This is a genomic window from Selenomonas bovis DSM 23594, assembly GCF_000381005.1.
In the GTDB taxonomy this organism is placed as follows: Bacteria; Bacillota; Negativicutes; order Selenomonadales; family Selenomonadaceae; genus Selenomonas_C; species Selenomonas_C bovis.
In genome coordinates this window covers 1-8,181 of the sequence record NZ_KB908427.1, presented here as the reverse complement: position 1 = coordinate 8,181, position 8,181 = coordinate 1, and the positions used below count along the sequence as shown (strand labels likewise).

Here is an 8,181-nt window from a genome sequence, read left to right as displayed (position 1 = left end):
CGTGGAGGAATACCTGCGGGTGTCTTTCTAATCAAGTTCCTATCAGAAAATGGCGAGTTATCCACAAAGTTGTGCACAACTTTGTGGATAATTTGCTATTTGCGTGGATATCTGATCATGCATCGCTTGTGGAACTCTCTCATTCAGGAAGCACGGATTCATTCAACACTCCGTCTTCACGCGTCTGCGCTGTCCTCTCGCCCTCGACAATCCTCAGCACAAAACGCGATGGAGCGTTTTGCCGCTACGCTTCCGGTTTGTCTCCGAAGAGTACAGCGCATCTACGCAAATCCGGAGTACCTCATTTAATCAGCGCTTCCTTAAGGAAGCACGGATTCATTCGGTACTCCGTCTTCGCGCGTCTGCACTGTCCTCTCGTTGTCGACAAATCCTCAGCGTAGCCCGCTACGCCTCCGGTTTGTCTCCGAAGAGTACAGCGCATCCACGCAAATCCGGAGCACCTCATTTCATCAGTGCTTCCTTAAGCAAAAATTTTTTGCTGAGGTTGTATTTCCTCCCGCCCGCGGCATGTCTCAGGGTGAAAGGAGGTGAGCAGCATGGCAAAGAAGAGTGAACAGACGACGAAGCTCGTGCTCAAGGTCGTGACGGGGCAGAAGGCCGACGGCACGCTGAGCACGGCGCAGCGCGCGTTTGCGGGTATGAATCCGGCGCTTGCGGATGAGGATATCCTCTCCATCGGCACGAAGCTCGGCGCGCTCCAGCGCTACGAGGTCGCGGCCGTCGGCCGCACGGACAGCGCGCAGATCGTCGCGGAGTGAGGCGGTCCGCCCTCTGGCGGCGGATGATGTCACAGGCGGCACATAGGTGCAGCGGCGGGCGGCGGGCAATATAGACGGGCTGGTGAAGAGACGGGAGGCGCGCATGAGAAGTACGCGCGGCGTACGATGGAAGCGCGGGCAACCTCTGTAAACTCACGGCAGCCAGGCGATAGGAAAGGAGGGAATACCATGGCAAAGTCTCTGAAGATGATCTTCCAGACGGAGGCAGGCAAGACGGCAACGCTGTCGCTGGCGGAGCCGAAGGACGGCCTCACGAAGGCGGAGGTGCAGACGGCAGTCGATGAGATGGTCGCGAAGAAGGCGGTCGTCATCGGCAGCGCTGCGGCCACGGGTGTGAAGGAGTTCTACGTTCTGAGCTCCGAGCGCAGCGAGCTCGCCTGAGCAAACGGGTGAGAGAAAACGGAAGGGCGCGGCTCCCCAAATGGGGGCCGCGCCCTTCCGTTATTTTTCGATTCCGCCCGGCGTAAGGTTTGGTTCATACTCTTTCAGATAGGGGATTCTTGTTCGTATGCCATCAAGCTGTCTGAGATCGACATCTACGCAGATTACCTCTTCCTTATCGGCAGAGCCGCGAGCGATGACTTTTCCCATGGGGGAAAGGATTTTCGAATTACCGCAGGCACCTTCACCGACATTATTGATTCCTACCAAGAATACCGTATTATCCAGAGCTCTTGCCGGCAACTGGATTTCCCATCGATTCAATGCTGGGATACTCCAAACAGAAGGTACGAAAATGATCTTGGCACCTTGCAACGCCAGCAGTCTGCTCGGCTCAGGAAATTCGATATCATAACAAATCAATGTCCCGATTTTCCCTAGGCTGGTAGTCACGGGAGTATATTTTCGCTCTCCATGAGTAAAGTAATTCTGCTCTCGTCCCCACAGGAAGGATTTTTGATAGTCTGCAATGATCCGGCCATCTTTTTCAATGATGTATAAACCGATATAGAGTTTCTTATCCTTCTTCACAGGCATGGGCAAAATGATTACGGTCTGATTTTTTTTTGCCAACTCACAAAACGTTTTAAGGATGCTCGCATTATGCGTAATGGCTTCTTCGAACTGTGGCGTTTCCAAATAATATCCGCACGTCCATAATTCTGGGAAAGCAATAAGCTCCGCTCCCTTCTGGACAGCTTCCTGATACATCTCAATGCCATGCTGAACATTTTTTTCCACCATTGCTGGCATAGAGTGAATTTGAATGATTCCTATGATCATGCTTCCTCCCCCACATCCATCCTATGAAAGCCGCATATCAAAGTACACTCGATAAGAACTGTGCCGTTCTTTCATTCTTTGGATGAGCAAAGATTTCTTTTGGATCTCCTTCTTCGACGATATAGCCGTTTTCCATAAAGATTAAATGATTGGAAACCTCGCGGGCAAATCCCATCTCATGTGTGACGACAACCATTGTCATACCTTCATCTGCTAGGGTCTTCATGACCTTCAGAACTTCGCCTACGAGTTCTGGATCAAGCGCTGAGGTAGGCTCATCAAACAGGAGTATCTTAGGGGACATCGCTAAAGCACGTGCAATAGCGACACGTTGCTGCTGACCACCGGATAAGTTGTTCGGCATTTCATCGGCTTTCATCGCTAGGCCGACCTTGCTTAAAAGTTCCCTGGCCTTGGCTTCAATCTCTTTTTTACTGGCAATTTTCAGCTTCTGTGGTGCATAGGTGATATTTTTCAAAACTGTCATATGCGGAAAGAGATTGAACTTCTGAAATACCATCCCAATTTCTCTGTGTAATTTACGCCTATTATATTTCCCTTGGTTAATGACTTCATTCTGATAGGAAATCGTCCCACTATTCGGCTCTTCAAGAAGATTGATACAGCGCAAAAATGTACTTTTACCAGAACCGGAAGGCCCGATGACACTGATGACTTCACCTTCCCGTACATCCATATTGATGTCTTTCAGGACTTCCAAGTCTCCATATGATTTTGACAGGTTTTTCACCGATAAAATCAGATCTTTCATGATTCACACTTCCTTCTACAACTTCATATTCCCTTCCACTCGCTTAAGGATCATTGATAGAAGTGTGCAAAGCAGCAAATACATCAGAGCAAGTGCCGTATAAACTTCTACTGTCTTGAAGCTGGCGGATACCGCCTTCATGGCCTGATGCGTCATCTCGGTAGCACCGATGACAGTCAGGATGGAGGTATCTTTCAAGCTGATAATAAACTGATTGCCGAGGCTTGGCAGCATAAGCCGGAACGCCTGCGGGAAAACGATTCCCCAGTATATCTGGAACTTGGAAAGCCCCAGGCATGTTCCTGCTTCATACTGCCCCAAATCAACAGACTGGATCGCTCCGCGTACGATTTCTGCAATGTATGCGCCAGAGTTCAGGCCAATCGCTAAGATACCTGCCGGCAATACCGGAAGATTGAAATCCAACATGACCGGGATGGCAAAATACAGATAAATTGCCTGAACCATGAGCGGCGTGCCACGAATAATGCCGATATAAATACCGGCAATATGGTAAAGGATTTTATTATGGCTGCATCTAGAAAGTCCTGCCAAGACGCCAAGAATAAATCCCAAAGCGATGCCAAAAACTGCGATGGAGATCGTGAACTCCAACCCGTTCAACAAGATTGGCATGGCAGTAACGGTATATGACCAATCGAAATCCATAGAAGGCACTCCTTTTTTCAAAGCAATAAATCTGCTTTTGCTCAAAAGTTGTATATTTTTTCCATCATACGTTACTGTTGTGGTGCCTCACCGAACCATTTCTCATAAATCTTGTCATAGGTACCGTCCGCTTTGAGCTTGGCAAGTGCCGCATTGAAATACTTGGTCAGTTCAGAATGCTTCGGAAACAGGATACCGTACTGGCATGCATTGATCTTGGTACCAACTACCTTGGTATGGGAATTTGGATTCTGTTTGATGTAGTAGAGCATATTCGGCGTTTCGAAAACAGAAGCGTCTGCGCTGCCACGAGCGACCTCCAGATATGCTTCATCACTCGTATTGAATTCTTTGATATTTACATCCGGATAATGTTCTTCGATATATTTGACCGGTGCTGTCCCTATTTTCATCGAGACAGTCTTGCCATGCAGATCATCAAAGTCTTTGATATCACTATCGTCTTTGACTAAGATTTGCGTTGCGGAATCATAATACGGATCCGAGAAGTCCATGACCTTTTTGCGTTCATCTGTAATTGTGATACCAGAAGATCCTAAATCCACTTTTTTCGCCTGTACCGAAGAAAGCAGTGCTGTAAATTCCATGGGCTGCAGTTCATAGGTAAAGCCCAAATAATCGCTCATGGCATTCAATAAATCCACGTCAAAGCCGACATACTGATTGTTTTCATCCGGGAACATAAAAGGTACGAAGCTTACATCACAAGCGATCTGTAACTTCTTCCCCTGCAGCGCATTTGCGTAATCCTCAGGGTTTGACGAACTGGCTGCGGAAGAATTCGAACTGGTAGACGAAGAACCACATCCAGCTGTCAGAAGCATCGATGTCGCCATTACAGTGACCGTCAATGCAGATAGAATCTTTTTCATAAAATTGCGTTTCATAAGAACCCTTCTTTCCGTTGTAAACAATAGCAATCAAAATCAAAAAAGGCGCGAATAACGTGTTTCGTCATTCGCGCCTTTGCGATTGCTGTCTCTAATTACCTTCTGCTGATACAATACTACGATATTTTCGTAGTGTCAACATCTTTTTTGAATTTTTATTGTCATTTTATAAAAATGATTAATTTTACTCGAATACATGAAACTCTTTGTAAAACTGGTCAAGTTCTGATACTCGATATTCTAATTCTACATTGCGCATCCGTCCGATCACGGTTAAAAAAGCGTTGATGAGCGTAAGCGGTGCTGCAAAAGAGTCTAAATACGTCGGCATGGATGTCTCTGCGTAGAAGTGGAACGAGGAAAATTTAACAATGGGCGAAACCGTGCTATCTGTAATGGCAATCTGTTTGCAGCCCTTATTCGCTGAATATTCCATTAGTTTCACCGTCCTGCTAGTATAACGATTGAACGTAATACCGATGACCACATCTTGGGGTGTGGCTTTGGTGATACCATCTACATCACAGTCATCATTAGAAATCAATGTCACGTTGCCAAGTGCCATGTTCAGATAATACTGAAAGAATCTTCCTAGTGCGTTTGCGCTGCGAAAGGCAATGATGTAGATATGATTGGCCAATACAATCTCATTGCATGCCTGGAAGAAACTCTCCATGTCTAGTTTCGTCAATGTATTTTCAATGCGTAGGATATCATCGTGAAAAACATCGACTACGCCGGCTTCCTTCTCGCCATAGGCTTTATAGGATTTACGAACGCGTTCCCGCATGCTGTTTTCCTGCTTTGACAGGCTCTGCAGTTCTTTTTTTAATTCAATAAATCCCCTGTAGCCTAAAAATTCACAGAAGCGAATAATGCTTGCCTCACTAACACCTACGAACTGAGAAAATTTTTTGACATTAAGGTATGACGCATCCGTTACATTTTGCAGGACATAGTTAGCAATCTTCTTCTGGGTTTTAGACATCGTGTCATATTTTTCTTTGATTCTATCATTCAGCATCTGTCATAACACCTCTAACTATCAAGTGATGATACAATCTTCGATGAAAAATTTACTACATGTTACTTAATATAAATATCATATTCAGCGGATCTTTGCAATCATGATAGAAAAAATTACATTTATTATTTTTTGAAGTTTTTATTGACATGAATGAAGTTTAGAAATATACTGAGGATGTCAACGACATGAGAAAGGAGAATCATCATGAATCTCGATTCTTTAAAGGCAGAATACGCAAAACATAACCCAAAGTCAAAAGCAGCTTTTGAAGCTGCCAAGAAGTATCTTCCAGGCGGAATCACCGCTAATGTGAAATTTTTTGATCCTTTTCCTTTGTTCATGAAAGGCGGCCATGGTGCCTGGCTCGTTGATGAAGACGGTCATGAGTATGTAGATTACGTTCTCTCCTATGGCCCTCTGATTCTCGGACACGGTCGTAAGGAAGTCCTCGATGCGATGCATTCGTTCTTGGAGGAGCACGGGGCTATGCTCTATGGTACGCCTCATGTTGGTGAAGCCGATTTTGCGAAGACAATTCAAAAATATTATCCATCGATTGAAGAGCTTCGATACACGAATTCTGGTACGGAAGCGACACTCTTGACGATTCGCACCGCAGCTGCTTATACAGGGAAATATAAAATTGCCAAATTTGAGGGTCACTATCACGGCGGCTATAACGATGTATTGATCAGTGTGCATCCGGACGTTGCAAAAGCTGGAGATATCAAGCATCCAATTGGCCTGCCAGAATCCAAGGGTATTTCTCCAGAAGAAATGGAGAATACCATCATCTTGCCATTTAACGATCTGGATGCTTGTGCTGAAATCCTTACTCAGCGCAAGGATGAGATTTCTGGCGTCATCATGGAACCAATGCTCGGCGGAACCATTCCTGCTACCAAAGCATTCATGCAGGGGATCCGTAAATTGACGCAAGAGCTTGGTATTCTCATGATCATGGATGAAGTCAAGACAGGATTCCGTATCACAATGGGCGGTGCACAGGGGTATTATCAAGTGAAGCCCGATCTGACTGCACTCGGTAAAGTGATCGGCGCAGGTATGCCAGTCGGTATCATGGGTGGAAGACGCGATATTCTTGAAATGGCTGCCCCCCAGGGTTCTGACATCCTGGATTCAGGTAATCACAGTACGAACGCAGCAGATATCTTATATCATAGTGGTACCTATAATGGACATCCCATGATTCTTCATGCCGGTCTGACTACCATACAGGTTCTCGAAAAAGAATTCGATGGGATGATAGAACGTACGGAGCGCTTGAAGAAAGGAATCCGCGATATTTACGCAAAGAATGGCTACCATGTCCTGACGCCTGGTATCGGGTCTATGTTTAACATCGTTGTTACAGATAAGGAGGAAATCCTTACATATCGTGATCTGGCGGGGGCTGATTCTGAAATGCGCAAAAAAGTAGATTATGCGCTTTTGACGGAAGGTGTATACAACAAGCCTGGCAATCGCTATAATATGTGCACGGCACATACAGATGATATCATTGATTTCACGTTAGATGCATATGAAAAGGCATTCGCAAAGCTCTGATGGGAGGCGCATCTTTATGGAAAAATATGTGGTGACCATTAATCGCCAATTTGGTAGTCTTGGGCGGCCGATTGCACGAGAGATGTCCGAACTTCTCCATATTGAGTACTACGATCGTGATATTGTTGATGCTGTCGCAAAAGAAACGAATATGCCGGTTTCTACTATCAGCGACGAGGAAGAAACAGCAAAGACCGGTTTTTTCTATATGAAATTCCCATTAGGCAGAGGAACGACGCGTACACAAGATGCCATTTTCAAATGCCAGGCGAAGATTATTGAAACTTTGGCAGATAAAGAAAGCTGCATCATCGTCGGAAGGTGTTCCGATTATCTTCTGAGAAACCATTCAAATCTCATTCGTATCTTTATCTATGCGCCTTTCGAGCAACGATTGAAAAACTGCGTCGAAAATCTCCATATGCCAGAAAATATAGCCAGGAAGATGATTCGCGATGTGGATAAGGCACGCGATGCTTATCATCTGCGTTATACGCATTATAAACCGTCTGATTTTTCGCACGCTGATATCCTGATCAACAGCAGTTTCTTGGGGGTAAAAGGAACGGCAGGCTATTTAGCGACGCTCATTCAACAAAAATTATCCGGAACGAGCAATGTTGATAATAAGGTCGAATAGGGGCTATTTCTTTGCCGCGAGCAAGGAGAATGGAATTTAAGGAACCGCTGATTCATTCGGTGCCCTGCCTTTTACTAACCTTCCCCTTAGGGGAAGGTGCCGAGCGTAGCGAGGCGGAAGAGGTGTTTTGCCTCGAATTTAGGTTTTATGCACATTCCCCCGCCGTGCAGCACCTCTTCCACCGCTACGCGGTTCCCCTTCTCCTGAGGAGAAGGTATGTTCTCATCCACTCAACAGTAAGTGGTAAAAGGCTTGTATTAATCAGCGTTTCCTTAAGGAACCACTGATTCATTCGGCACTCCGTCTTCACGCGTCTGCACTGTCCTCTCGTCGTCAACAAATCCTCAGCGTAGCTTCGGCTACGCCTGCGGTTTGTCTCCTAGAGAGAGGCAGCGCATCCACGTAAATCCGGAGCACCTCATTTAATCAGCGGTTCCTTAACAAAGGCGAATGCTTTCTATTTCTTGTCTCATATGATTTCTTGTGCTATAATGAGAACAGAAATTGGTGTGGTCATTGTACTACCAAGAAAACGCCCTCCGCGGTTGGTTACCGTAGAGGGCGTTTTT

Annotated in this window: 9 protein-coding genes; 4 read left to right on the top strand and 5 right to left on the bottom strand. The window is 45.9% G+C overall.

Annotated features, from left to right (window positions below):
• Nucleotides 1-557 precede the first annotated feature (557 nt).
• On the top strand, nt 558-779 hold the full coding sequence (locus tag F599_RS0112625; RefSeq protein ID WP_019543864.1) for a DUF1659 domain-containing protein: 222 nt from the start codon (nt 558-560) through the stop codon (nt 777-779).
• Nucleotides 780-968: 189 nt separating this feature from the next.
• On the top strand, nt 969-1,181 hold the full coding sequence (locus F599_RS0112620; protein WP_019543863.1) for a DUF2922 domain-containing protein: 213 nt from the start codon (nt 969-971) through the stop codon (nt 1,179-1,181).
• A 60-nt stretch (nt 1,182-1,241) separates the two neighbouring features.
• Here F599_RS0112620 and F599_RS0112615 read toward each other — a convergent pair whose 3' ends face one another.
• The 5 genes from F599_RS0112615 to F599_RS0112595 all read right to left on the bottom strand — a co-directional run bounded on the left by F599_RS0112615 (nt 1,242) and on the right by F599_RS0112595 (nt 5,400).
• On the bottom strand, nt 1,242-2,024 hold the full coding sequence (locus F599_RS0112615; protein ID WP_019543862.1) for a nitrilase-related carbon-nitrogen hydrolase: 783 nt from the start codon (nt 2,022-2,024) through the stop codon (nt 1,242-1,244).
• Nucleotides 2,025-2,061: 37 nt separating this feature from the next.
• Nucleotides 2,062-2,784 (bottom strand): amino acid ABC transporter ATP-binding protein, encoded by a 723-nt coding sequence (locus F599_RS0112610; RefSeq protein WP_211209102.1) that lies wholly within the window; start codon nt 2,782-2,784, stop codon nt 2,062-2,064.
• Between the two features lie 27 nt (nt 2,785-2,811).
• The gene (locus F599_RS0112605) at nt 2,812-3,465 is read right to left on the bottom strand and encodes an amino acid ABC transporter permease (RefSeq protein ID WP_019543860.1); all 654 of its coding nucleotides are present in this window, start codon (nt 3,463-3,465) and stop codon (nt 2,812-2,814) included.
• A 71-nt stretch (nt 3,466-3,536) separates the two neighbouring features.
• A complete protein-coding gene (locus F599_RS0112600; RefSeq protein WP_019543859.1) occupies nt 3,537-4,373 on the bottom strand; it encodes a transporter substrate-binding domain-containing protein in 837 nt (278 codons plus the stop codon).
• Between the two features lie 187 nt (nt 4,374-4,560).
• Nucleotides 4,561-5,400, bottom strand: coding sequence for a MurR/RpiR family transcriptional regulator (locus tag F599_RS0112595; RefSeq protein WP_019543858.1), 840 nt, complete (start codon nt 5,398-5,400; stop codon nt 4,561-4,563).
• 207 nt (nt 5,401-5,607) lie between these two features.
• Between F599_RS0112595 and F599_RS0112585 the strand changes: the two genes are divergently transcribed.
• Complete coding sequence (locus F599_RS0112585; RefSeq protein ID WP_019543857.1) at nt 5,608-6,972, top strand: aspartate aminotransferase family protein; 1,365 nt, start codon at nt 5,608-5,610, stop codon at nt 6,970-6,972.
• Between the two features lie 16 nt (nt 6,973-6,988).
• Nucleotides 6,989-7,612 carry a cytidylate kinase-like family protein gene (locus F599_RS0112580; protein ID WP_019543856.1) on the top strand — a complete coding sequence of 208 codons (624 nt, stop codon included), beginning with the start codon at nt 6,989-6,991 and terminating at the stop codon, nt 7,610-7,612.
• The last annotated feature ends 569 nt before the right edge of the window (nt 7,613-8,181 follow it).

Bases quoted from the DNA above. Each gene is read 5' to 3' on its own strand.
- F599_RS0112595 (WP_019543858.1), bottom strand. From the start codon at position 5,400: ATGCTGAATGATAGAATCAAAGAAAAATATGACACGATGTCTAAAACC.
- F599_RS0112585 (WP_019543857.1), top strand. From the start codon at position 5,608: ATGAATCTCGATTCTTTAAAGGCAGAATACGCAAAACATAACCCAAAG.
- F599_RS0112600 (WP_019543859.1), bottom strand. From the start codon at position 4,373: ATGAAACGCAATTTTATGAAAAAGATTCTATCTGCATTGACGGTCACT.
- F599_RS0112625 (WP_019543864.1), top strand. From the start codon at position 558: ATGGCAAAGAAGAGTGAACAGACGACGAAGCTCGTGCTCAAGGTCGTG.
- F599_RS0112605 (WP_019543860.1), bottom strand. From the start codon at position 3,465: ATGGATTTCGATTGGTCATATACCGTTACTGCCATGCCAATCTTGTTG.
- F599_RS0112580 (WP_019543856.1), top strand. From the start codon at position 6,989: ATGGAAAAATATGTGGTGACCATTAATCGCCAATTTGGTAGTCTTGGG.
- F599_RS0112620 (WP_019543863.1), top strand. From the start codon at position 969: ATGGCAAAGTCTCTGAAGATGATCTTCCAGACGGAGGCAGGCAAGACG.
- F599_RS0112615 (WP_019543862.1), bottom strand. From the start codon at position 2,024: ATGATCATAGGAATCATTCAAATTCACTCTATGCCAGCAATGGTGGAA.